Source organism: Devosia sp., from assembly GCF_017307495.1.
GTDB lineage: Bacteria > Pseudomonadota > Alphaproteobacteria > Rhizobiales > Devosiaceae > Devosia_A.
In genome coordinates this window covers 39,362-62,281 of sequence record NZ_JAFKHE010000032.1, presented here as the reverse complement: position 1 = coordinate 62,281, position 22,920 = coordinate 39,362, and the positions used below count along the sequence as shown (strand labels likewise).

The following is a 22,920-nucleotide window of genomic DNA, read 5'->3' as shown; positions in this document are numbered from 1 at the left end:
ATGCGAGGTGCCGACGGGGCATCGCGGGGAGGGTTGGGGGCCAGGTGCAAGCCGTTGCATCTGGGGTGACTGCGGTTCCTGCATCGCTTCGCGGTGCCGTGCGCCATAAGTCCCTTCGCAATGGGCGGGGCGACAGTCCCACCGACTACCGAGCCGGTAGACCGGCACAATAGGGACGAAGTCCCGCCCATGCCGCATCCTCGGAAGCGGCAAGACTGAACCAAAACCCGAAGCCCGAGGGCGGTGGGCGTCTTGTCACGCCTAGCCCTTGTCGCTGACCCCGGCGCTCGAGAAGGTTGCCATGTTCTTGTGCAGATGGAGCGCGGTCTTGACCACCACGGCCGCCAACGCGGCGCCGCTCCCCTCGCCCAGCCGCATGCCGAGATCGAGCAGCGGGCGCTTGCCCATCGCGTCCAGCACGCGGGCATGGGCGTGTTCGGCCGAGACGTGGCCGAACAGGCAGTGATCGATCGACGCCGGATTGGCGGCGTGGGCGATGGCCGCGGCCGAGGTGGCGACGAAGCCGTCGACGATCACCGGAATCTTCTGCTGGCGCGCGGCGATGATGGCGCCGAGCATGGCCGCGATCTCGCGGCCTCCGAGGCGCGCGAGGATCGCCAGCGGATCGTCGAGCGCATCCTTGTGCAGCGCGATGGCGCGGTCGACCGCATCGGCCTTGCGGCGCAAGCCGGCATCGTCGACGCCGGTGCCGCGGCCGACCCAGTCGGCGCCGGCGCCGCCGTAGAGCGCGGCGTAGATGGCGGCGGCGACGGTGGTGTTGCCGATGCCCATCTCGCCGATGGCGAGCAGGTCGGGCTTACCGGCGACGGCCTCCATGCCGTAGGCGATGGTGGCGGCACACATGCGGTCGTCCATGGCGGCGGTCTGGGTGATGTCGCCAGTGGGCAGCTCGAGCGCCAGCTCGAAGACGCGCAGGTTCAGCTCGTGCAGCGCGCAGATCTGGCTGACGGCGGCGCCGCCGGCGGTGAAGTTGGCGACCATCTGGGCGGTCACTTCGCGCGGGAAGGCGGAGACGCCCTGGTCGGTGACGCCGTGGTTGCCGGCAAAGATCGCGACCATCGGGTTGTCGAGGGTCGGGCTCGGCTTGCCTTGCCAGCGGCCGAGGAATTCGACCAGCGCCTCGAGCTCGCCGAGCGAGCCGGGCGGCTTGGTGAGCTGCCGGTCGCGGGCCCGGATGGCCGCCACGGCGCCCTCGTCGCCGGGGGGCAAGACATGCAGCAGGTCGATGAGGTCGGCGAAGGGCGAGGGCATCGGATGACGACTCCGGCCAGGGGTGGTAAGGGAGGCACGCTTCTGGACCAATCGGCGGGCATTTGCAATTGAACGAGGACGCCCCCGGCATGCGCCCCCGGCAGGACAACCGGGGCCCGACTTCGCCGCCCCCTGCCCCCGATCCGGGGTTCGCCGACGACATCATCATGTCGCTGCGCTTCTTCTCGCGGCTGCCGACCGGGGACCGCCCCTATACGGCGCCGAACCTCGACCGCATGGCGATGAGCCTGCCCTTCGCCAGCCTGGTGATCGGATTCGGGCCCGCGCTGCTGATGATGCTGTGCGCCTGGGCCGGGATGCCGAGCTATTTCGCGGCGACGCTCGGGGTCACCGCGATGCTCGTTGCGACCGGCGCCATGGCCGACGATGCGTTGGCGGATGCAGCGGATGGCCTGTTCGGCGGGGCCAGCATCGAGCGGCGGCTGGAGATCATGAAGGACAGCCGGCATGGCACCTACGGGGTCGGCGCGCTCGGCCTCTACCTCCTGCTGCGGGTAACGGGGATCGGAGCGGTCGCGGCATACAACCCGCTGGCGGCGGCAGGAATCTGGCTGGCGGCGACGGTGCTCGGACGATCGGGGTCGCTGTGGCTCAGCGTCGCGTTGCCGAATGCGAGAGAGGGCGGCGCCTCGGCCGCGGCCGGGCGGGTCGGGCGCCGCCGCTTCGCCATCGGGGCCGCATTCGCAGCTCTGCTGGCGCTCATCCTCGCCGCGCCGTTCACGAGCCTGGTCGCGGTGGTGCTGGCGCTGGTAGCGGTCGGCCTCGTGGCATCGGCCTGGGTCTGGGGGTGCCGCCAGCTGATCGGCGGGCAGACCGGCGACCTGATCGGGGCGCTGGGCGCGCTGATCGAGGTCGCCGTGCTGGCCGTGCTGCTGGTCTTCGCCTAGCTCCCCTCCCCCTTGAGGGGAGGGAGGCGACAACCTTGCGATCGCGCTAGGCGGCCTTCGCCGCCGGGCTGGCAGAGTGGTTGCGGATGGCCTCGCGCACCTTTGGGCGCGCCTTCATCCGTTCGAACCAGGCGCGGATCAACGGGAATCCGTCCAGCGGCGTGCCGGCCGCGGCGGCCCAGTTGACCATCACGAAGAGATAAGCGTCGGCGACGCTGAAGGTCTCGCCGAGGAGCCAGGTGCGGCCGTCGAGCTGGGCTTCCACGATGGCGTACCGGCGGGCGACGAGGTCGCGGGCATAGGCCTGGGCGGTCGCGCCAACCTCCGGATGGAACAGCCAGGGCGAGTAGGACTTGTGCAACTCGGTGCCGAGGAAGGTCAGCCACTGCTCGAGCAGCAACCTCTCGGGGCTGCCGACGGCCGGCGCAAGGCCGGACGTGGGATTGAGATCGGCAAGGACCTTGAGGATGATGCCGGCCTCGCTGACTTCGCTGCCGTCGTCGCGGACCAATAGCGGGACATAGTTGCGGGTATTGACGTCGCGGTAGTCCGTGCCGTCGCCGAGCCTGTGCGGCGCGCCGAGGATATCGACGTGCACGAGGTCCAGCGCGATGCCGGCTTCGGCAGCGACGATGGCGGGAGCCAGGGAGCATGCATAGGGATGGTAGTAGAGCTGCACTTCGGGTGCCTCCAGTTGTCGAGGCCGGCAGAGCTAGCGTCGGCAATTGCGAAAGGCCAATGGCAATTTCGCTTTCTCGTCTTGCATGAATGCAAGCGGGGAACGTGGTATGCGAGGCGGCATGGACAACTGGAACGACCTCAAGCTCGTGCTCGCCATCGCCCGCGCCGACACTCTGGGCGGCGGTGCGGCGGCGCTCGGCATCAACCACTCGACCGCGTTCCGTCGGCTGAACGCACTCGAGGAAAAGCTCGGCGTTCGGCTGTTCGAACGCCTCCCCGGCGGGGTGTATCGGCCCACCGCCGAAGGCGAGCGCGTGGCCGCCACCGCCGAGCGGGTCGAGACCGAGGCGGACGCGCTCGGCCGGGAGGTGGGCGGGCGGGACCAGCGGCTCACCGGGGCGCTGCGCGTCACCTCGTCGGAGACGCTGGCCTACAGCCTGCTGACGACTGAGCTCGCCCGGTTTCGGCAGGCCCATCCCGGCATCGTGGTGGAGCTCGTGGTCGACAACCGCATCCTCAGCCTCAGCCGGCGCGAGGCTGACATCGCGTTGCGCGTCACTCGACCGAGGGAGCCCGACCTGTTCGGCCGCAAGCTCGCCGATATCGGCTGGACGATCTATGGCGCTGCGGCGCAGTTCAACGCCGGCACCGTCCCGGAGGCCAGCCCGATCATCGGCTGGGGGCCCGAGGTGAGCGGCATCGCGGCGGCGGACTGGATCACGGAAAGGTTTGCGCCGCAGAACATCGTCTATCGGGCGAGCAGCCTGATCAACCAGTTCACCGCGGCAAAGGCCGGTCTGGGGCTGGCCCTCCTGCCCTGCTATCTGGGCGACACCGACCGCGCGCTGCGCCGCATCGTGCCCGAGCCGATCGAGGGCCTGACGCGCGAGCTCTGGATCATAACCCATGCCGACCTGAGAAAGACGGCGCGCGTTCGCGCCTTCTTCGAGATCGTCGGCGAGGGCCTCGTTGCGAAAAGTTCATTCCTCCGCGGCAACGGCGTGGCTTGATTTGCCATGATCGCACCCCATTATCGGGTGATTGCCGTCCGCAAAGGGACCTCCATGCTGTTCATCGGTTTCGCCATCGTCATCGCCATCGGGCTGGCGCTACTGGTCAGTGCCGATGCGGGGACACTGGTGGGGGTGACGCAGGAGCAGATGGCGCAGGCGATCCCGCTGATCGTCATCCTGATCGTCATTGCCGGCGGGCTGTTCTCGCGGCGACACCGTTTCTCCGAGCTCGTGGGCAACCTTGCTGTGTGGGTCGGCATCCTGGGCGTCGTGCTGATCGGCTACACCTATCGCGAAGACCTGACGCTGGTGGCGTCGCGCGTGTTCGGCGAACTGGTACCCGGCGTCGCCGTGGTCGATGAACAACGCGGTACGGCGACGTTCCGCGGCGGGCGCGACGGGCACTTCATGATCAATGCCAAGATCAACGGCGCCGAGATCCGCACCATCTTCGACACCGGCGCCTCGGCGGTGGTGCTGACGCACGGAGATGCCGAGCGGGTGGGTATCTCTACGGCGGCCCTCAACTACAACGTGCCGGTCTCGACCGCCAACGGCACGGGCAACGCGGCGGCGGTGACGCTCGACCAGATCGAGATCGGCGGGATCATGCGCAACAACGTGCGCGCCTTCATCGCCGAGCGCGGCATGCTGGAGACGAGCCTGCTCGGCATGAGCTACCTCGGCACGCTCAGCCGCTATGCGGTGAGCGGCAATTCGCTGGAACTGGTCGACTGATCCCATGCAGGGCCTGGCAACGCGTTACTCGCGCGGCCGCTAGACCGCCAGCGCCAGTTCCGGCTCCAGTGCCTCGAACGCCTGCATGATCACCTCCGGCCCCGCGCCACGCTTGGCGGCATCGACGCTGAGGATCTGGCGGAAGGCGCGTGCGCCGGGGCGGGCGTTGGCCAGCCCCAGCATGCGGCGGGTGATGTTGTTGAGGCGCGCGCCCTTGGCGATCTCGCGCTCGGCGTACTCGGCCATGGCCAGCATCACGTCGCGCAGTTCGACCGGCTTGCCGGCCTCACCGAAGAAGCGTTCGTCGACGAGGGTCAGCAGCATCGGCTCGTGATAGGCGACGCGGCCGAGCATGACGCCGGACATGTGCGCCATGTGCGCCTCGGCGTCCCTGATGGTCTTGATGCCGCCGTTGATCGTTACCGGCAGCGGCCTCAGCCGTTCGGCGAGGCGATGGACGCGCGGATAGTCGAGCGGCGGGATGTCGCGGTTTTCCTTCGGGCTCAGGCCCTTGAGCCAGGCCTTGCGGGCATGCACGTAGAGCGCGTCGACGCCGGCCGCCACCATGGCATCGGCGAAGCGGTCGAGGCTTTCCTCGGTATCCTGGTCGTCGATGCCGATGCGGCACTTCACCGTCACCGGCCTGTCGGTGGCGTCACGCATGGCGCGCACGCAATCGGCGACCAGCGTCGGCTCCGCCATCAGGCAGGCGCCGAAACGGCCGGACTGCACGCGATCGGACGGGCAGCCGACATTGAGATTGATCTCGTCGTAGCCGTACGAAGCAGCAATGCGCGTCGCCTCGGCCAGTTCATGCGGGTCTGAGCCGCCCAGTTGTACGGCGACGGGATGCTCGACCTCGTCGAAGCCGAGCAGCCGGTCGCGCGGGCCGTGGATGACGGCAGGGCTGGTGACCATCTCGGTGAACAGCAAGGCGCGCTTGGTCAGCAGCCGATGAAGATACCGACAGTGGCGATCGGTCCAGTCCATCATCGGCGCAATGGAGAAGCGGCGCGCCTCGGCAAGCCGGGACGCGGGGGCGTTCTCAATTGCGGTCTGGTCGTGGAGCATCGGGCCGTTCAAAGCGATGGGTCGGTCGGGCGCATATAAGCCGCGCAGCCGTTCCCGACAACCGCTCAGGCCCAGTTCCGGCGCTTCGAGGTATGGCCGATGCCGGGGTTGAGCGTATTGGTGGGATCGAGCGAGCGGTAGAACTCGGCCAGCACGGGCTTGGCCTCATAGAGATGGCCGACATTGTGCTCGGAGGGGAATTCGATCCCCCTGCCCGAAAGGTGGGCAATGATCCGGTGCTCGATGTCCATCCAGTCGGCACCCTTCTTGACGGCGTATTCGTAGTGGAACACCTGGCACAGGAAGTGCCCGCACGGGATGCGGCGCACGATGTTCTCCTCGACGCCCTCCGGGAGGGTCTCGCGCCAGTCCAGCGTGTTGCGCGGCAGGGCCATGTCGAGCGCGACGATGTTCTCGACCGTGTCCGGGTGCGTCGCGCGATAGCGGACGGTGCCGCCGCCGACGGCATAGCGATGGCGGAAGGCGGCGGCGGCCTCCTCGTCGTCGCATTCGAAGAAGTCGCCGGTCGCCGACGGGAAGATCGACGCGAGATAGCGGCGCGCTTCCTCGATGCCGGCGCCATCCATGCGCAGCAGCAGGTGATGCTGGTAGCGGTCGCGGAACGCGTTCATGCGCTTGGGCAGGTGGTTGGGCAGGATGCCGACGATGAGTTGCAGCAGCCTGTCCGACAGGTTGGTGCCCAATCCCAGCTTGCCGGTGATGGCGTCGAAGCGGCTTTTCAGCGTGAAGGCGGTGGAGATGTGCTCGGTGCCGACATGCTTCAGGAACAGGTAGAGGTCCTTGCCGTATTCCTCGGCCAGCGTGTAGGCCTCGCGGTGGAGGTACTCGCCGGCCACCGGGGCGTTCTCGAACGTGCCGAGGATGTGGCGGCGCAGTTCGGTCAGTTCGCTGTATTCGTTCGAGCCGACGTAGAAGACGCGCGATGGCCCGGAGCTCGCGAACGTATCCAGCCGGACGGCGAAGACGCAGAGCTTGCCGGCGCTGCCGGCCGCCTCGTAGAGCAGGCGCGGATCGTTGTTGTAGCGGCCGGGCGTCGGCGCATCGATGTCGCGGACCAGTCTCGAATAGTCCGGGTCGGAGGCGAGCCGGCCGGTCTCGTAGTTGACGTTGCCTTCGCCGTACTCTCCCCGATCGAGGCGGGAGAGGATGGTCTCGGGGTCGTTGCCGAGCTCGATGCCGAGATGGTTGATCAGCGACACCGAGCCGTCCTCGGCCACGCGGGCGTAGAGCGCGAGCTGGGTGAAGGCGGGGCCGCGGCGGATCAGGGCGCCGCCGGAGTTGTTGCACACGCCGCCGACGACGGAGGCGCCGATGGTGGTCGAGCCGATGACCGAATGCGGCTCGCGGCCGAGCGGGCGGATCAGCTTCTCGAGCCGGTGCAGGGTGGCGCCGGCATGGCACAGCACCTGCTCGCCGCCCTTCAGCAGGTCGATGCGGCCGATGCGCATGGTGTTGATGACGACGACCGGGCGGTCGTAGTCGTCGCCGAACGGGGTCGAGCCGCCGTTGAGGCCGGTATTGGCGCCTTGGGTGATAACGACGCAGCCAGCCTCGACGCAGGCCTTGAACACCCGCCACTGCTCGAGCAGCGTGCCCGGCCGCACCACCGCCAGGACCGCGCCGTCGCCGTAGCGATAGCCCTTGCGATAGCGCCGCGTATTGCGCTCGTCGGTGAGCACATGGCGCTCGCCGACAACGCCTTTGAGTTGCGCTAGCAGCGTTTCACCGCTGATCGAGGACGAAGCCATGGTCATGACAGGGAATTGGTATGGCAAAGGGCGACGCCAGAGATAGGCGGATTTGGCCGCCATGTCGACGGCCGGGAGGCGCGGCGACGCTGCCTCTTTCGTAGCGCTTCATACCACCCATGCAGAAATCGCTGGCCTTCGAACATGCGCCGGCGTTGACTCCGTAAGTGCACTTATTATATGTGCGCTTATGAATTTGAAACAGGACTACAAGGCGCAAGCCCCGCTGGGCTATCTGATCCACGAAGTGGCGCGGCTGATGAAGCGGCGCTTCGAGGACGGGGCGAGTATGCAGGGCATCACCATGCCGCAGTGGCGCGCCCTGGCGCACGTCTCGGCCCATGAGGGGATCACCCAGAAGGCCCTGGCCGACGCCATCGACACCGATCCGATGACCATCTCGGGCATCCTCGACCGGCTGGAGAAGCGCGGGCTGATCGAGCGCTACGTCGACCCCACTGACAGTCGCGCCAAACTGGCGCGGGTCACCGAGGCTGGGGTGGATGTGGTCCGCGGTGCCCGCCAGGTCGGGCTTGCCATGTATGAAGCCGCGCTTGAGGGAATATCTCCCGAGGAACGCGCGGCCGTTGTCGCCGTGCTCGCCAGGATGCGCGGCAACCTAATCGGCCAGACTGCCGAATGCGAGGAAGCCTGAATATGAACGCCCGCGTCACCCCCCCGGCTCCCGGGGAAGCCAAGCCCGTCGAAGTCCCCGCCGCCGATGCACCCAAGGCGGCGCCGGCAGCGGCTGCCGCGCCGGAAGCACCGACGAAGAAGAAGCGCTCGGGCCGCCGCCTCGCGATCATGCTTGCGGTACCGGTCGTTCTTGCCGCCGGTGGCGGCTATTTCTGGCTGACCGGCGGCCGCTATGTCGAAACCGACAACGCCTATGTGCAGCAGAACAAGGTGTCGATCTCCTCGGACGTCGCCGGACGCATTGCCTCGGTGGCGGTGAAGGACAGCCAGGCGGTCAAGGCGGGCGATGCCCTCTTCACCATCGACCCCGAACCCTATCGGATCGCCCTGGCCCAGGCCGACGCGGCGCTGGCCTCGGCGCGCGTCAATGTCGAGCAACTGCGGGTGGCGCACTCGATCGCGCTCGCCAAGCTCCAGGCGGCCAGGGACGCGCTGGACATCCGGCAGAAGGAATGGGACCGCACCTCCAACCTGCGCCAGCAGGGCATCACCGCCGAATCGAGCCTCGACGACTCGCGGCTGGCGCTGCAGCAGGCGCAGTCGACCGTGGCGCTCGAGCAGCAGGACGTCGCCAACACCATCGCCGCGCTCGGCGGCAACCCGGATATCGCGACGGACGATCATCCGGCGGTCCGCGCCGCCCTCGCAGCGCGTGACAACGCCCAGCGCAACCTCGACAAGACCACGGTGGTGGCTCCAGCCGACGGCATCGTCGCGCAGGTCGGCAGCCTCAATGTCGGCCAGTTCATCAACACCGGCTCGACCATCGCGACGCTCGTCGAGAGCAGCGATGTCTGGGTCGAGGCCAACTTCAAGGAAACCCAGCTGACGACGCTCAGGAACGGCATGCCGGCGGAAATCACCGTCGACGCCTTCCCGGGCAAGAAGCTCAGCGGCCATATCGACTCGATCGGTGCGGCGACCGGCGCGGAATTCGCCCTGATCCCGGCCCAGAACGCCACGGGCAACTGGGTGAAGGTGACGCAACGCGTGCCGGTCAGGATCGTCGTCGACTCGACCGGCGGCGAGCCGCTCGTCGCCGGCATGAGCGCGACGGTCAACGTCGATACCAAGCCGGACGGCTCGCAGGCGCCGGAAGCCCCGAAGGCGAACTAGCATGGCCGCCGCCACTGCCATTTCGGCCCCCAACGTCGTGGTCAAGAACAAGGGCCTGCTGACGGCCGCCATCATGGTGGCGGTCATCATGCAGGTGCTCGACACCACGATTGCCAACGTCGCCCTGCCGCATATGCGCGCCAGCCTCGGTGCGTCGCAGGACGAGATCAACTGGGTGCTGACCTCCTACATCGTCGCCGCGGCCATCGCGACGCCGCTGACCGGGTGGTTCTCCGACCGCTTCGGGCGGCGCAACCTGCTGCTGATGGCGGTCGTTGGCTTCACCGCGGCGTCGCTGCTGTGCGGCATCGCGACGAACCTCGAGCAGATGGTGCTGTTCCGCGTCATCCAGGGCGTCTGCGGCGCCATGCTGGTGCCGCTCGCCCAGGCGACGATGATGGACATCAACCCGCGCGAGCTGCTCGGGCAGGCGATGGCCATCTTTGGCGCCGGCATCATGTTCGGGCCGATCATCGGGCCGACACTGGGCGGCTGGCTGACCGAGACGTTCAACTGGCGCGCCGTGTTCCTCGTCAACCTGCCGGTCGGCGTCGTGGCGTTCTTCATGCTCGCCGCACTGATGCCGAACACACCGATCAGGATCCGCAAGTTCGACTTCTTCGGCTTCGGCATGCTGGCGCTCGCCGTGGCGGCGCTGCAACTGCTGCTCGACCGCGGCCAGGGGGTGGGCTGGTTCGACTCGGCCGAAATCTGGCTCTACCTGCTGCTCGCCATCTCGGGCCTGTGGGTCTTCGTGGTGCACTGCCTGACAGCGGACAACCCGTTCATGGACATGGGAATGTTCAAGGACCGGAACCTCGTCACCGGGCTCGTGCTCATCTTCATCACCGGCATCACGCTGTTCTCGGGCCTCGCGCTGCTGCCGCCGATGCTGCAGAACCTGATGGGGTTCCCGGTGATCGAGACCGGGCTGCTGATGGGACCGCGCGGCATCGGCACGATGGTGTCCATGATCCTTGTCGGACGGCTGGTGGCACGGTTCGATCCGCGGCTGCTGGTGATCTTCGGCACGCTGGTAATGGGCTACTCGCTCTACATGATGACCGAGTTCGACATCGTGATGGGCACCGGCCCGATCCTGATCTCGGGCTTCATCCAGGGCGTGGGCATGGGCTTCGTGTTCGTGCCGCTCAACTCGCTGGCCTTCGCCACCATCTCGGCCAAGTACCGGGTCGACGCCACCGCCATGTTCAGCCTGATCCGCAATGTCGGCCAGGGCGTGGGCATCTCGATCGTCACCACGATCCTGGCCCAGATGCAGGTGGTGAACTATGGCGAGCTGGCCGAGAGGGTCACGATGGACTCCGGGCCGCTGCGCGACTTCGCCACCGCCTATGGCGGGTTCGCCAACGTCGTCGGCACGCTCCACCGACTCATCACCCAGCAGGCGGCCATGCTCGCCTTTCTCGACGACTTCAAGCTCATGATGGTGCTGACGTTCGCTTCGCTGCCCATCGTCCTGCTGCTGCGCCGTCCCAGGGCGGCACGGCCGATGACGGCCGAGGAACGTGCCCACGCCATGGGCGAGTGACGGCACCGAGCATACCCAGGCCGCCGAAGGGCGGTCGTGGCAACCACCAAGGCAGACCAGACATGACTCCCGACCACCCCCCTGCCCGCCGCATTCCCAACTTCCGCCGCTTCGACTGCCGCCGCGAGCAGATGATCGACGCCGCGCTGCAGGTGTTCTTCGACAAGGGCTATGATCGCGCCCGCATCGAGGATGTCGCCAAGCTCGCCGGTGTCGGCAAGTCGGCCGTGCTCTATCATTTCCGCACCAAGCTCGCCCTGTTGGCGCATGTCGTCGCCAAGCATTGTCTGCCGGCACAGCCCATGGGCGCGGGCCCCGCCGAACAGGTGATCGAGGCAAGCCTTGCCGATCCGGCCGCAACCAAGGTGCTGCGCTTCGTCATGACCGAGCAGCGCCGCCTGCCGTCGCTGGGGCGCCTCTACGTCGTCGCACTCATGCGACGGGTTGCTAGCTGGCAGAATTTCGAAAGCCTCGAAGCCATGAGGAGCGGTGTCGGGCATGCCTTCGGCCGGATGGCGTCCCGGGTTCTGCTCGAGGGGTATCCCGCTGTCGAAGGAGAGTCCCATGGCGGCAACGCAGTATGAGATCGTCCACGAAGTGCTCGATCTCGCCGGGGCGCGCTGGACGGTCGAGGTCCTGTCGGTGCTGCGATCCGGTCGGAGGCGCTTCAACGAGATCGCCCGCGAGGTCAGCGGCATCTCGCAGAAGCAACTGACCCTCACCCTGCGCACCCTGCAGCGCGACGGCTTTGCCACACGCGCTGCCTTCGCCACCATTCCGCCTCGCGTCGAGTACGAGCTGACCGCGCTCGGTCTCGAATTCGCCAACAGCGTCAGGCCACTCGGGGCCTTCGCCGTGCGCAACCGCGACAGCATCGAGGCGGCGCGCCGCGCGTTCGACGGGCCGGCGGAATAGACCGCCCTCTCCCCAGCGGACACGCGGATCGGGTCACTCCCGGACCTAAGGGCCAGCCCCTGCCCCGCAAGGAGGGGTGACGGAGGCGCATGCCACCCGTGCTCGCCCGTTCATTGGCCCGGCAGGGTTCGCCTCCTACATTGGCAGCGGGGCACTGAACGGGGTTCGATATGACCAACGGGGCTCAACGACATCGCGTCGCCATCGTCGGCGGTGGCTTCGGCGGACTGGCCGCCGTGCAGAAGCTGAAGGGCGCCGACGTCGACATCACCATCATCGACAGGCGCAACCACCACCTGTTCCAGCCGCTGCTCTACCAGGTGGCGACCACCGCGCTCAGCCCGTCGGAAATCGCCTGGCCGATCCGCATGCTGCTCAAGCACCGGCCAGAGGTGACGACGCTGCTCGGCAACGTCACGGACATCGACGTGTCCGCCCGACGGGTCATGCTCGAAGACGGCGGGCAGGTTCCCTATGACACGCTGATCCTCGCCACGGGCGCACGCCACGCCTATTTCGGCCACGACGACTGGGAGCCGTTCGCGCCGGGGCTGAAGACGCTCGAGGACGCAACCGCGATGCGCCGACGCCTGCTCCTCGCCTTCGAGGCGGCCGAGCGCGAGACCGACCCGGAGCGACGCCAGGCGCTCCTCACCTTCGCCATCATCGGGGCGGGCGCCACCGGCGTCGAACTCGCCGGCGCGATCATCGAGCTGGCGCGCACGAGCCTGAAGGACGAGTTCCGCGCCATCAGGCCCGAGCAGGCACGCGTCGTCCTGATCGAAGCGGGGCCGCGCGTGCTCGCCAACTTTCGCGAGAGCCTGTCGATGTACGCGAAGTCGGCGCTGGAGAAGCTGGGCGTCGAGGTCATGCTCAACCGGCCGGTGACCCATGTCACCGCCGATACAGTCGAATTCGATGGGGACGTACTCCACGCCGGCACCATCATCTGGGCGGCAGGCGTGCTCGCCTCGCCGGCGGCCAAGTGGCTGAACGCCGAGGCCGACCGGGCGGGTCGCATCAAGGTCGAGGCCGACCTGACGGTCCCGGGCCACCCCGAGATCTTCGCCATCGGTGACACGGCCACCGTGGCCGGTCCGGCCGGCAAGCCGGTGCCCGGCATCGGGGACGCAGCCAAGCAAGGGGGCAAGTACGCGGCGGCGGTGATCCGCGCCCGGCTCACGGGCCGGACGATCGGCCCATTCCGCTATCGGCACCTGGGGGACATCGCCACGGTGGGCAAGAGCGCCGCGCTGATCGATTTCGGCTGGCTGCAGCTCACGGGCTGGATCGGCTGGTGGACGTGGGGCCTTGCCCACATTTACTTCCTGATCGGGCTCAAGAACCGCGTGTCGGTCGCGATCAGCTGGCTGTGGATCTATCTCACCGGCCACCGCGGCGCCCGGCTCATCACCTGGGGCGAGGCAGGCGCCGCCAAGCCTTCCGGGCGCCAATAGGACAGGGCCGGGCACTCACATGCCCGACCCCTCGAAATCAGACCCCTAGTCGCCGATCAGGCGGCCGAAATCTCCGTGACGGCGATCTTGCCGGTGCGGCGGTCTTCGCCGGTCTCGAACGAGACCTTCTGGCCTTCGGCCAAGCCGTTCAGGCCCGAGCGCTGCAGCGCGGTAGCGTGGACGAACACGTCCTTGCCGCCGTTGTCAGGCTGAATGAAGCCGTAGCCCTTCTGATCGTTGTAGAATTTGACGGTGCCCTTTTCCATAGGGTAGTCCCTCATGCGCAGTTGTGTGGTGGACAGAACGCGACCAACTCGGCCTGCCTGCCCGGTCAGTTCGAAATTGGAGTCCCTTGGTGCGCCTGACCGGTGAGCGGGGGCATACGGCCGGAAATCAGCCAAATGTCGATACAGAACGGATAGAGAGCGCCGAACCGCTTGGCAAGACAGAAGGATACGGTCGCATCACGCCCTGCTAACGATCCGCTCGGGCGCCAGCCAGAACGGCGGCATGGCGCCAGCGAGGTTGGATAGCGGCAGGACTTCCGGTTTCAGGCGTATTCCCAGAACATCGCCCATGAAGGCGCGCCGCGCCTCGATGCGGTTCCATACGTCGGGGAACGAGGCCCTGAGCTCATCCCTGCCCCGCGCGTCGAGCAAGGCGATGCCGTCCTCGATATTGGCGCCGTAGTAGGGCGGACCGGCGGCCGGGATGATGTCGACCTGCACGCACTGGCCCGACAGGAACGGTTCGGTCGATCCCGGATAGACCTGGGTGTTCATCCACTCGTCGATGTGGATGAGGTGGCCCGGGTTGAGCACCAGCTTGAAGAAGGGCGTATCGAGGTGCCGGCGCGCCAGCGCGTCGAGCTCGCCCCCCGTGACGCCGATGCCGATCGTCTCGTACCACTCGGCGGCGCAGGCGAAATACGGGCCGGCGAGCCGTTCGACATAGTCGCGCGCATCGTCCGGCAGGTCGCCGGCGTCCTCGGCGAGCCAACCCATGCGGCTCGACAGGCCGCCCCAGTAGCCGACCGCCGTGGTCATTGGATCGCCCTTCTCGAGCACCCGGCCCGTGGGGCTGTTGAGCCCGACGAGTTCGTCGCCCGACGAGAACATGGTGTGACAGGAGTGCGGCAGGACACCCAGCCGCATGTTCTGAACTGCCTCGAATCCGCTCATTCCGGGCCGCACGCTGCCGATCAGGGCCTTCACCGCCTCCGAGCAGGCGACGGCGCCGAACTCGAACTGGGCGATCTGCACGATCTCGTTGACGGCGCGCAGGCCGGTGACCGGGTGCATCAGCAGGGCATTGGCATTGACCACCCTGCCCTCGGGACCGGCGATCTGGCGCAACGTGTCGATAATGTAGCTGGGCGTTTCCAGCCACGACTCCGGCTTTGACGCTTCGCTGGGGCCGAAATACTTCCAGCCCAGCACGCCGATGCGCTGGTTGGCGGCGATGCCGGCGTTGCCCAGCACTTCGTCGAGGGCCGGCGTCTTGGTGCGATCCTGCCCCATCAGGCCGAATGGCGGGTAGAGCCGCGCTTCGACCTCGATGGCGGCGGCATTGGCTCGTCCCAGGTTTTCCGGTCCGGTCAGCAGGGTTGGCGTGGCGTCGGGCGCAATGACCAGCAGCGCTTCCTCGAAGCGCGGGTCAAATCCGGTGAGGTAGGCCAGGTTGGCGGCGTGCTCGCGGTCGGCATAGACCACCAGCACATCCAGCCCGGCGGCGCGCCGCGCCCGGTTGAGGGCATTGAAGCGCGCGACATGGACGGAGCGGTCCAGTTCGGGACGGGTCTTGGGAACGCCGAAATCCGGCAGCTTGGCGTCGATCAGTTTGAAGGCAGGCATAGAGTGGGTCCCTGGCCCGGAGTCGCACGTGGGTTCGCACAATCGTCACGGAAAGCGCGACCGAAAGCAACCGCCGCGCGCGGCAGTTGACAAGCGCGTCGAAACCAGTTGCTATTGCGAACCATTCGCAACAAAGACCGGACAACACCTGTGCGTGGCCCGGCGAAATCAGGGTTCGAGACGATGGATACGGGATCCGGCGACATTTTCAGCGGCTGGCGGCAGGGTCGGCTCGATCCGTCGCTGGCCGACGTACATCGCAGCATCAAGGTCTCGCAGTCGGGCAGCACCTGGCGCCGCGCCCTGGCGTTCTTCGGCCCTGGCTACCTGGTTGCGGTCGGCTACATGGATCCAGGCAACTGGGCCACATCGCTCGCCGGTGGCAGCAAGTTCGGCTACACGCTGTTGGTCGTCGCGCTGGTCTCCAACATCATGGCGATCATCCTGCAATCGCTGTGTGCGCGCCTCGCCATCGCCTCGGGCCGCGACCTGGCGCAGGCCTGCCGCGATGCATTTCCGCGCCCGGTAGCCTTCGTGCTGTGGCTCTTGGCGGAGATTGCGATCATTGCCACCGACATCGCCGAGGTCATCGGCACGGCGATCGGCCTCAACCTGATCTTCGGCATCCCGCTCGAGCTCGGCGTCGTCATCACGGCGATCGACGTGTTCCTGATCCTCTACCTGCAGAAGCTGGGCTTCCGCTGGGTGGAGGCCCTGGTGATCACCCTGCTCGGCGTGATCGCGGTGTGCTTCGGGGTGCAGATTGTGCTTGCCGATCCCAACTGGGGCGACGTGATCCGCGGCTTCGCGCCGACGACGGAAATCGTGACCAACCCCGAGATGCTCTACCTGGCGCTCGGCATCCTGGGCGCCACCGTCATGCCGCACAATCTCTACCTGCACTCGGGCATCGTGCAGACCCGTGCCTATGGCGAGACGCTCAAGGAGAAGAAGGAAGCCCTCACCTTCGCGACCATCGACTCGACCGTCGCGCTGATGTTCGCGCTGCTGATCAACGCGTCGATCCTGATCCTCGCGGCGGCGACCTTCCACGCCAGCGGCAATACCCAGGTGGCTGAGCTCGGCGAGGCGCACACGCTGCTTTCCCCCCTGCTCGGCCTGGCGATCGCGCCGACGCTGTTCGGCATCGCGCTGCTCGCCTGCGGCATCAACTCCACCGTCACCGCGACGCTTGCCGGACAGATCGTGATGGAAGGCTTCCTCAACATCCGCCTGCCGCCGTGGCTGCGCCGGCTGATCACCCGCGCCATCGCCATCATCCCCGCCGCCGCGGTGACGATCTGGTACGGCGAAAAGGGGACGGCGGAACTGCTGATCCTGACCCAGGTCGTGCTCAGCCTGCAGCTCAGCTTCGCGGTGTTCCCGCTGGTCATGTTCACCGCCGACAAGCGCAAGATGGGCGCGCTGGTGGCCCCGCCATGGCTGATCGTGGTCGCCGGGATTGTCGCCGTGCTGATCGCCGCACTCAACCTGAAGCTGCTGCTCGATTTCACGGGCGCGCTGTTCTGAGGAGCAATTCCGTAGCAACGAAAGATCGGCTAGTCTCCGGCGATGAGCAAAGCGCTTAAGAAATCCGACCACACGACGCCGGCTGGTTCGCGGAACAGGCAGGCAGGCGAAGGCAAGCTCTCGCCCGAGGCGCTGCGTTGGCGTGAAGAGAACGCGGAAGCCATCAAGGCGTGGAATGCGTGGGTCGAAGAGAACGGCTTGCCACTCGAAGAATACCGCATGTTCTGATGGCGCGCTTCGACGTCTATCGCGACGCCAGAGGTCGTTTGCTGCTTGACGTTCAGACGGACCTGCTTCCCGACCTCGTCACGCGGCTCGTAGTCCCACTTCTGCCGGTTGAGGCTGTACCGTCGCCGATGAAGCGTCTTCAGCCGATATTCGCGTTCGACGGCCGGTCATACGTGATGGCGACCCAGCTGATGGCTGCGGTGCCCGTGCGCAGCATGGGCCGGCCGTTGGGATCTCTGGATGAGCGCTACGACCAGATCAAAGCCGCCATCGACATGGTCTTCAACGGCTTCTAGTCCTCCACCACCACCTCGGTCACCACAGCCTTCGACAGCTGCCGCTCGCGCAGCCAGATGTAGAGGCCGGAGGCGATGACGATGGGCGCGCCGACCACGATCCAGACGTCGGGAGGCTGGTGGAAGATGAACCAGCTTGCCCCGGTCATGAAGAAGATGTGCAGGTAGCCGAAGGGCGCCAGCGTCGAGGCGGGCGCATAGCGGTGCGCCGTGGTGACCAGCAGGTGCGCGATCAGCGCTGCGAGACCAATGCCGCCGAACAGTGTCCAGGTCAGTGGATCGGACGGCCAGACCCAGTCGCCGAGCGAGAATGGCGCGATGCACAGCGTCGCCACCGCCGAAGCCCAGAACTGCTGGGTGATGGTTGAATCCACCCCGGCGAGCTTGCGGGTGAGCAGGTTGTAGAGGGCACTGAACACGGCAGTGATCAGCGACAGGATCACGGCCGGATGGAACGCCTCGGTGCCGGGACGGACGATCACCAGCACGCCGATGAAGCCCACCCCGATCGCGGCCCAGCGACGCCAGCCGACCGTCTCGCCGAGCAGCGGAATGGAGAGCGCGCACAGGATCAGCGGCATGGTGAAGGAGATTGCCGAGGTGACGGTGAGCGGCAGGAAGGTGATGGCGATGAAGTTGAAGATGGTCGAGCCGAGCAGGCACAGGCCGCGCGCGGCCTCCAGCTTCCAGTTGCGCGTGGCGCTCAGCGCCCGTGCGCCCTGACGCGGCGCGAAGATGGCCATCACGAGGAGAAACTGCCCCAGGTAGCGGACGAACACGACCTCCATGGTGGGCAGGCCCGAGGCGCTGAGCAGCTTCGCGCAGCTGTCGATGATGGTGTAACACAGGTAGCCGCACAGCATCAGGCTGATGCCGAGGAGGCGCCGATCCTCGATGGGCTTTACTGCCTGCGCCATCAGTCTTCCACCTGGTCGACGGTGATCTGGCGGTTGAGCTGGCGCTCGCGGAACCAGATGTAGATGCCGGAGCCGATGATGATCGGCGCGCCGAGATAGAACCAGGCATCGGGCGGCTCGGCGAAGATCAGCCAGCTGGCGAGCGCCAGCAGCAGCAGCTCGGTGTAGCTGAACGGAGCCAGTGCCGAAGGCGGTGCGAAACGGTGCGCGATGGTGTTGAGCTGGTGCGCGATCATGCCGGTGATGCCGATGGCGATGAAGGCGAACCACCCTCCCCCGCTCGTCGGCCACACCCAGTTGCTGAACGCAAACGGGGTGATGCAGGCGAGCGCGATGATGCCCGAGTAGACCTGTTGCGTGGCGGCGGAGTCGACGCCCGCGAGCTTGCGCGTGATGATGCTGTAGAAGGCGGCCGACAGCGCGCCGGCAAGGCAGATCAGCGAGGCGGGATGGAATGCCTCGGTGCCGGGCCGGACGATGATCAGGATGCCGACAAAGCCGATGCCGACCGCCATCCAGCGGCGCCAGCCGATGGTCTCACCGAGGAACGGTCCGGACAGCGCCGTCACCATCAGCGGCATAGTGAACATCAGCGCGCCGGTCACCGTCAGCGGCAGGAAGCGCTGGGCGAGGAAGTTGGCCCCTGTCACCCCCAGCAGGCAGAGCCCGCGCAGCAGTTCGAGGCGCCAGTTGCGCGTGCGGAACAGGTCGCGCTGCAGCGGCAGGAACAGGGCGACGGCCAGCACGACATGCACCGCGTAGCGAATGAACACGATCTCGCCCAGCGGCAGGCCGATGAACGAGAGATACTTGGCGGACGTGTCGAGCGTGGCAAAGAACAGCTGTGCGAACAGCAGAAGGCCGATGCCGAGACTGCGGCGCTCCTCGACGGGGGCGATGGTGGAGGTCATTTCAAGTCCGCGGCCGCGATTGGTGGGGTCCGGCCTCGTCCACCAATCGGCGGTGACGCACCGCCCTGTCAATGGCGGCGCGGCACCAATGCGTTCGGCGCGACGAAAGTCTTGCTGGGCCCGCAGTTGGCTATGCTGTGCCCCGCCCGCCCGATGCGGTCAGGCCGCGCCCTGCACCAGCGTGCCCACGCCCTGCACCGTCACATAGACTGCGGCCGACAGGATGATCAGCGCGAGCACGGTGTTCAGCGCCCGCTTGTGCTGCGCAAGCCGCCCCGCGACAAGCGCACCCGCGATTCCGCCGCCGATGCCGCCGACGATGAACTTTGCGGCCACCATCCACTCGACATAGCCCGAGAGTGCGTAGTTGAGGCTGGTCAGGAGGCCGAAGACGGTGACGGCAACCAGCGAAGTGCCGACCGCTTCGATGATCGGCATGCGCGTCGCGACCAGCAGGGCCGGCACGATCAGAAAACCGCCGCCGATGCCGAAGAAGCCCGAGGCGGCGCCGGTGAGCAGGGCGAGCACGGGAAGCACCCATCCGGCAGCCGGGGCGCTCGCGGCATCGAGGGCACGGGGCCGCAGCATCAGCAGGCCGACAACGAACATGACGCCGCCGAACAGGACGAGCAATTGCGTGCCGTCGATCGCCTTGCCAAGGGTCGAGCCGGCGAGGGTGCCGGCAGCGCCGATGGCGGAGAAGATGATGGCGGGACGCCAGCGGATCCAGTGCTGGCGCCAGTAGTTGGCGAGATTGAGCGCCGCGCTCACCGAGACAGCGAGCGCGCCAGTGCCGATGGCGACATGCGGATTGGCGATGCCGACCACGTAGAGCAGGAGCGGCGTCGCGAGGATCGAGCCGCCGCCGCCCACCAGGCCGAGCACGAAGCCGACGAGGCCGCCAGACAATATGGCTGCGATGCTGGCATACATGGCGACGCTCCGGGCGCGGCCCTCCCGGACGGCGGATCGATCCGCTGCCCGGGCAGGCTCACTTCATCAGCGAAGGCTCAGGCGCGCTTCAGCATGGTGTAGAGGCTGGCGGCCCGGCCGCCGGAGCGGCAGTAGGCGAGAACGGGCTTGGGCATCTGCTCCATGGCCTGCTCGAACTTCATGAACGCACCCTGCCCGACCACGCCGCTGACCGGCACGTGGACGATCTGCAGCCCGGCCTTCTCGGCCTCGCGCGCCACCTCGTCGAACGACGGCTGGCCGTGGTCCTCGTTATCGGGACGGGCGCAGACGATCGACTTGAAGCCGGCGGCAGCGATGGCCGGAATCTGCGCGGGGAGGATCTGGCCGGAGACGGCGTAGTCCTTGTCGAGGTTCTTGAAGTTCACTTTCTTGTCTTTCGGTTCGGTGGAGGAAGAAAAAGGCCACATGGTCACAATCCGTTGACGGGGACTTTCAGGAAAACCTTGCCGTCCTCGTCCTTGGGCGGCAGGTGTCCGCCCCGCATGTTCACCTGCAGGGACGGAATGATGAGGCGCGGCATGCCCAGGGTCGCGTCGCGGGCTTCGCGCATCTGGACGAACTCGTCCTCGCCGATGCCGTCGCGGACGTGCACGTTGTGCGTGCGCTCGGCGCCGACGGTGGTTTCCCACTGGATGTTGCGACCGTTCGGGCCGTAATCGTGGCACATGAACAGGCGCGTCTCCTCGGGCAGCTCGAGGATGCGGCGCATCGAGCGGTAGAGCGTGCGGGCATCGCCACCGGGGAAGTCGGCGCGAGCCGAACCGGCATCGGGCATGAACAGCGTGTCGCCGACGAAGGCGGTATCGCCGATGACGTGCGTGGTGCAGGCCGGCGTATGGCCCGGCGTATGCAGCACATGGGCAGTCATGGTGCCGATAGTGTAGATGTCGCCGTCCTTGAACAGCCGGTCGAACTGGCTGCCGTCGCGCTGGAACTCGGTTCCCTCGTTGAACACCTTGCCGAACGTCTGCTGCACGACGGTGATGTACTCGCCGATGCCGAGCTTGCCGCCGAGCCGTTCCTGGATGTAGGGCGCGGCGGAGAGGTGGTCGGCATGTACGTGCGTCTCGATCAGCCATTCGAGCGACCAGCCACGCTCGCGGATCGTCGCGATGATGGCGTCCGCACTCTCATAGGTGATGCGCCCGGCGGCGTAGTCCATGTCCATGACGGAATCGACAACCGCACAGGCGGTCGAGCCCGGGTCGCGGACGATGTAGGAGATGGTATTGGTGGCCGCATCAAAGAACGGCAGCACCTCGGGGTGGACCGTCATGTCGGGGGTGAACGGAATGGCCTCCATCACCTGGCCTCGCGCTTGCGGGTCGACAGGCCGAGGGCCGCGTAGATCGGGCAGAAGGCGAGAAACGCCGTGACGACCAGCACGACGCCGAGGACTGGCAGGCCCACGGCGAGGACCGGGTTGGCGAAGGCGGCGCCACCGAAGATCGGCAGTACGATGAGCAGCACCCCGACGATCAGCCTGAAAATCCGGTCCGGCGTTCCTACATTGGCGGTGAGCATGGCACTCTCTCCAAAGGGTGATAGTGATCGGGTTCAATCTCCCGTTGCATTCATATATTCTAATGTTCTAATATGATCAAGATGGAACCGACACGACTGGCCGAAAATTCCGAGACGGCCGCCGGCCTGCTCGCCGCGATGGCGAACCAGAGCCGGCTGATGATCCTTTGCCACCTGCTCAACGAGGAACTGACCGTCACGGAACTGGCCGAGCGCGTGAGGCTCAACCAGAGTCCCCTCTCCCAGCATCTTGCCAAGCTGAGGGCCCTGGGACTGGTGAAGACCCGGCGCGACGGCCAATCGATCTACTACCGGCTGGCAAGCGTCGAAGTCGAAGCGGTGCTCAACACGCTCTACCAGATCTACTGTTCGGTCTGAGCCGTCCTCGCCCATCGCAGGTGCGATCGCGCTGGCGTGTCCTGCTGCAGTGGGTGGGGCGATCCGGCGAGTGCTTGACATAATAGGCTAATGTATGTAGCCATCATAGCTACAATCATTAGCAATGAGGTCTGCGATGCATGCCGCGCCCGGTTTTCCACCCAGCTCCGTTACCCGCCAGTTGCGCATCGAAGGCCTGGCCGGGTTCGCAGCCGCGGTCACCGTGTACTGGTTCCTCGGTGGCAACTGGTGGCTGTTCGCGCTGTTGCTGCTCGCCCCCGACCTGTCGTTCTTCGGCCTCTATGCGGGCGAAAAGACGGGAGCGAAGGTCTACAACCTCGCCCACACCTACACCGTGCCAGCAGTCCTGGGCGCCATCGGCTGGTTCGGGGATATCCACTGGCTCGTCGAAATCGGCCTGATCTGGGCCGCGCATATCGGCATGGACCGTGCGCTCGGCTACGGGCTCAAGTACCCCGGTTTCGACCACCACACCCACCTGGGGCTGATCGGGAAGGCGCGGAAGCTTGCCAACGCCGGCTAAGACATCGCGTGAGGCGCTCGCCCGCATCGCCCGGGAGCTCGTCGAAGCCTCCGGACCCGACGCACTGACGGTGGGCGCCGTTGCCAATGCGGCCGGCATCAAGCCGCCCTCGCTCTACAAGCACTTCGCCGACCGCGCCGCCCTGCTCAAGGCCGTCGAGATCGACGTGCTGCGCGAGCTCGAGGCGCATATCCGGGCCGGGACCGCGGGCACAACCCCGAAGGCACGGCTCAAGTCGATGGCGCATGCCTACCGCGACTTCGGCAGGGCGGCACCCGACCGCTATCGGGTGATCTACTCGGGCAACGCCTTCATCGACCCAGAAATCCGCGCCGCCTGCCTGTTCGCGGCGCAACCGCTGTTCGAGGAACTGCGCGCCGCCGACGTCCCGGACGATCGGGTCCTGCCCCTGTCCCGCACCATCGTCCCCTTCCTCCATGGCTTCGTGCTGATGGAGATCGGCAGTGCGTTCAACCTCGGCGGGGATGTCGACGAAGCGTTCGAAGTCGGGCTGGAAACGATCCTGGCGGGGCTGTGAGGCGCCCATGACGGTGCCCGCATGCCCGACGGGCGCTT

Annotated in this window: 27 protein-coding genes; 15 read left to right on the top strand and 12 right to left on the bottom strand. The window is 66.9% G+C overall.

What is annotated here, in order from left to right:
- Positions 1–261 precede the first annotated feature (261 nt).
- Complete coding sequence (gene cobT / locus J0I99_RS19700) at positions 262–1,272, bottom strand: nicotinate-nucleotide--dimethylbenzimidazole phosphoribosyltransferase (RefSeq protein WP_291399162.1); 1,011 nt, start codon at positions 1,270–1,272, stop codon at positions 262–264.
- 68 nt (positions 1,273–1,340) lie between these two features.
- Here cobT and J0I99_RS19695 point away from each other — a divergent pair, with 68 nt between their 5' ends.
- Positions 1,341–2,180 carry an adenosylcobinamide-GDP ribazoletransferase gene (locus J0I99_RS19695; protein ID WP_291399161.1) on the top strand — a complete coding sequence of 280 codons (840 nt, stop codon included), beginning with the start codon at positions 1,341–1,343 and terminating at the stop codon, positions 2,178–2,180.
- A gap of 46 nt (positions 2,181–2,226) precedes the next feature.
- Here J0I99_RS19695 and J0I99_RS19690 read toward each other — a convergent pair whose 3' ends face one another.
- Positions 2,227–2,859: a glutathione binding-like protein gene (locus tag J0I99_RS19690; protein ID WP_291399160.1), complete on the bottom strand. Its 633-nt coding sequence runs from the start codon at positions 2,857–2,859 to the stop codon at positions 2,227–2,229.
- A gap of 121 nt (positions 2,860–2,980) precedes the next feature.
- Here J0I99_RS19690 and J0I99_RS19685 point away from each other — a divergent pair, with 121 nt between their 5' ends.
- Together J0I99_RS19685 and J0I99_RS19680 are read left to right on the top strand one after the other, a co-directional pair.
- Entirely contained in the window at positions 2,981–3,871 is an 891-nt protein-coding gene (locus tag J0I99_RS19685) for a LysR family transcriptional regulator (protein WP_291399159.1), read from the top strand.
- 6 nt (positions 3,872–3,877) lie between these two features.
- Complete coding sequence (locus J0I99_RS19680) at positions 3,878–4,612, top strand: TIGR02281 family clan AA aspartic protease (protein WP_291399158.1); 735 nt, start codon at positions 3,878–3,880, stop codon at positions 4,610–4,612.
- A gap of 39 nt (positions 4,613–4,651) precedes the next feature.
- Here the strand turns inward: J0I99_RS19680 and dusA are convergent, their stop codons facing one another.
- Together dusA and dld are read right to left on the bottom strand one after the other, a co-directional pair.
- Positions 4,652–5,683 carry a tRNA dihydrouridine(20/20a) synthase DusA gene (gene dusA, locus J0I99_RS19675; RefSeq protein WP_291399157.1) on the bottom strand — a complete coding sequence of 344 codons (1,032 nt, stop codon included), beginning with the start codon at positions 5,681–5,683 and terminating at the stop codon, positions 4,652–4,654.
- 65 nt (positions 5,684–5,748) lie between these two features.
- On the bottom strand, positions 5,749–7,458 hold the full coding sequence (gene dld, locus J0I99_RS19670; RefSeq protein ID WP_291399156.1) for a D-lactate dehydrogenase: 1,710 nt from the start codon (positions 7,456–7,458) through the stop codon (positions 5,749–5,751).
- 184 nt (positions 7,459–7,642) lie between these two features.
- Here dld and J0I99_RS19665 point away from each other — a divergent pair, with 184 nt between their 5' ends.
- The 6 genes from J0I99_RS19665 to J0I99_RS19640 all read left to right on the top strand — a co-directional run bounded on the left by J0I99_RS19665 (position 7,643) and on the right by J0I99_RS19640 (position 13,188).
- Complete coding sequence (locus J0I99_RS19665; RefSeq protein WP_291391645.1) at positions 7,643–8,107, top strand: MarR family winged helix-turn-helix transcriptional regulator; 465 nt, start codon at positions 7,643–7,645, stop codon at positions 8,105–8,107.
- Between the two features lie 2 nt (positions 8,108–8,109).
- Complete coding sequence (locus tag J0I99_RS19660; protein ID WP_291399155.1) at positions 8,110–9,264, top strand: HlyD family secretion protein; 1,155 nt, start codon at positions 8,110–8,112, stop codon at positions 9,262–9,264.
- A 1-nt stretch (position 9,265) separates the two neighbouring features.
- Positions 9,266–10,816, top strand: coding sequence for a DHA2 family efflux MFS transporter permease subunit (locus tag J0I99_RS19655; RefSeq protein WP_291391647.1), 1,551 nt, complete (start codon positions 9,266–9,268; stop codon positions 10,814–10,816).
- Positions 10,817–10,878: 62 nt separating this feature from the next.
- A complete protein-coding gene (locus J0I99_RS19650; RefSeq protein WP_291399154.1) occupies positions 10,879–11,400 on the top strand; it encodes a TetR/AcrR family transcriptional regulator in 522 nt (173 codons plus the stop codon).
- Positions 11,381–11,731 (top strand): helix-turn-helix domain-containing protein, encoded by a 351-nt coding sequence (locus J0I99_RS19645; protein ID WP_291391649.1) that lies wholly within the window; start codon positions 11,381–11,383, stop codon positions 11,729–11,731. Before J0I99_RS19650 ends, J0I99_RS19645 begins: the two co-directional genes overlap by 20 nt.
- A gap of 170 nt (positions 11,732–11,901) precedes the next feature.
- Positions 11,902–13,188, top strand: coding sequence for an NAD(P)/FAD-dependent oxidoreductase (locus tag J0I99_RS19640; RefSeq protein ID WP_291399153.1), 1,287 nt, complete (start codon positions 11,902–11,904; stop codon positions 13,186–13,188).
- Between the two features lie 56 nt (positions 13,189–13,244).
- On the opposite strand, the gene J0I99_RS19635 is transcribed toward J0I99_RS19640, so the two are convergent.
- Positions 13,245–13,454: a cold-shock protein gene (locus tag J0I99_RS19635; RefSeq protein ID WP_291391651.1), complete on the bottom strand. Its 210-nt coding sequence runs from the start codon at positions 13,452–13,454 to the stop codon at positions 13,245–13,247.
- A gap of 198 nt (positions 13,455–13,652) precedes the next feature.
- A complete protein-coding gene (locus tag J0I99_RS19630) occupies positions 13,653–15,041 on the bottom strand; it encodes an aminopeptidase P family N-terminal domain-containing protein (RefSeq protein ID WP_291399152.1) in 1,389 nt (462 codons plus the stop codon).
- Between the two features lie 183 nt (positions 15,042–15,224).
- Here J0I99_RS19630 and J0I99_RS19625 point away from each other — a divergent pair, with 183 nt between their 5' ends.
- Genes J0I99_RS19625 through J0I99_RS19615 form a run of 3 tightly spaced genes read left to right on the top strand, consistent with a single transcriptional unit; the run spans position 15,225 to position 17,095 of the window.
- Complete coding sequence (locus J0I99_RS19625) at positions 15,225–16,571, top strand: Nramp family divalent metal transporter (protein WP_291399151.1); 1,347 nt, start codon at positions 15,225–15,227, stop codon at positions 16,569–16,571.
- 42 nt (positions 16,572–16,613) lie between these two features.
- Entirely contained in the window at positions 16,614–16,799 is a 186-nt protein-coding gene (locus J0I99_RS19620) for a type II toxin-antitoxin system CcdA family antitoxin (protein ID WP_291391654.1), read from the top strand.
- On the top strand, positions 16,799–17,095 hold the full coding sequence (locus J0I99_RS19615; RefSeq protein WP_291391655.1) for a CcdB family protein: 297 nt from the start codon (positions 16,799–16,801) through the stop codon (positions 17,093–17,095). The genes J0I99_RS19620 and J0I99_RS19615 overlap by 1 nt, the downstream gene beginning before the upstream one ends.
- Here J0I99_RS19615 and J0I99_RS19610 read toward each other — a convergent pair.
- The 6 genes from J0I99_RS19610 to J0I99_RS19585 all read right to left on the bottom strand — a co-directional run bounded on the left by J0I99_RS19610 (position 17,092) and on the right by J0I99_RS19585 (position 21,422).
- A complete protein-coding gene (locus tag J0I99_RS19610; protein WP_291399150.1) occupies positions 17,092–18,012 on the bottom strand; it encodes a DMT family transporter in 921 nt (306 codons plus the stop codon). The genes J0I99_RS19615 and J0I99_RS19610 overlap by 4 nt on opposite strands.
- On the bottom strand, positions 18,012–18,923 hold the full coding sequence (locus J0I99_RS19605) for a DMT family transporter (RefSeq protein ID WP_291399149.1): 912 nt from the start codon (positions 18,921–18,923) through the stop codon (positions 18,012–18,014). The genes J0I99_RS19610 and J0I99_RS19605 overlap by 1 nt, the downstream gene beginning before the upstream one ends.
- Positions 18,924–19,082: 159 nt before the next feature.
- On the bottom strand, positions 19,083–19,856 hold the full coding sequence (locus J0I99_RS19600) for a sulfite exporter TauE/SafE family protein (RefSeq protein WP_291391658.1): 774 nt from the start codon (positions 19,854–19,856) through the stop codon (positions 19,083–19,085).
- Between the two features lie 77 nt (positions 19,857–19,933).
- Complete coding sequence (locus J0I99_RS19595) at positions 19,934–20,263, bottom strand: TIGR01244 family sulfur transferase (RefSeq protein WP_291399148.1); 330 nt, start codon at positions 20,261–20,263, stop codon at positions 19,934–19,936.
- Positions 20,264–20,307: 44 nt separating this feature from the next.
- A complete protein-coding gene (locus tag J0I99_RS19590) occupies positions 20,308–21,201 on the bottom strand; it encodes an MBL fold metallo-hydrolase (protein ID WP_291399147.1) in 894 nt (297 codons plus the stop codon).
- Positions 21,201–21,422 carry a DUF2892 domain-containing protein gene (locus tag J0I99_RS19585; protein ID WP_291399146.1) on the bottom strand — a complete coding sequence of 74 codons (222 nt, stop codon included), beginning with the start codon at positions 21,420–21,422 and terminating at the stop codon, positions 21,201–21,203. The genes J0I99_RS19590 and J0I99_RS19585 overlap by 1 nt, the downstream gene beginning before the upstream one ends.
- A 72-nt stretch (positions 21,423–21,494) precedes the next feature.
- Between J0I99_RS19585 and J0I99_RS19580 the strand changes: the two genes are divergently transcribed.
- The 3 genes from J0I99_RS19580 (at position 21,495) to J0I99_RS19570 (ending at position 22,882) form a co-directional block, all read left to right on the top strand.
- Positions 21,495–21,800, top strand: a complete 306-nt coding sequence (locus tag J0I99_RS19580) for a helix-turn-helix transcriptional regulator (RefSeq protein WP_291391662.1) — start codon at positions 21,495–21,497, stop codon at positions 21,798–21,800.
- 136 nt (positions 21,801–21,936) lie between these two features.
- Complete coding sequence (locus tag J0I99_RS19575) at positions 21,937–22,344, top strand: DUF4260 family protein (RefSeq protein ID WP_291399145.1); 408 nt, start codon at positions 21,937–21,939, stop codon at positions 22,342–22,344.
- On the top strand, positions 22,328–22,882 hold the full coding sequence (locus J0I99_RS19570; RefSeq protein WP_291399144.1) for a TetR/AcrR family transcriptional regulator: 555 nt from the start codon (positions 22,328–22,330) through the stop codon (positions 22,880–22,882). The genes J0I99_RS19575 and J0I99_RS19570 overlap by 17 nt, the downstream gene beginning before the upstream one ends.
- Positions 22,883–22,920 lie beyond the last annotated feature (38 nt).